Source organism: Clostridium pacaense (assembly GCF_020709765.2).
In the GTDB taxonomy this organism is placed as follows: Bacteria; Bacillota; Clostridia; order Lachnospirales; family Lachnospiraceae; genus Enterocloster; species Enterocloster hominis.
In genome coordinates this window covers 1-229 of sequence record NZ_JAJFEB020000282.1, presented here as the reverse complement: position 1 = coordinate 229, position 229 = coordinate 1, and the positions used below count along the sequence as shown (strand labels likewise).

The window sequence follows — 229 nt, the reverse complement described above, 5'->3', positions numbered from 1 at the left end:
CACTGTAACCGTAGGCAGTTCCATCTACGGAAAAACCACAGGAATGAATACTTCCATTCTCGGCGCCTCCAAATACTGGGTTTACTGCGGAGGTAATATCGTGGTCACGGAAAACAGCCGGATTTCCGGTGAAGGGGCCATGGACTCTTACAGGACCTATGGCGTTTTCTGCGATGCCGGACACGCCATGACCACCGCCATGTCGGTCTCAGCCGGAAGTTCTGTCAGC

General features: G+C 53.7%; 1 protein-coding gene. It reads left to right on the top strand.

What is annotated here, in order from left to right; translation table 11 throughout:
• Nucleotides 1-43 precede the first annotated feature (43 nt).
• Nucleotides 44-229: hypothetical protein (locus LK536_RS59275; RefSeq protein WP_506092397.1), on the top strand; the 186-nt coding region annotated here is incomplete at its 3' end.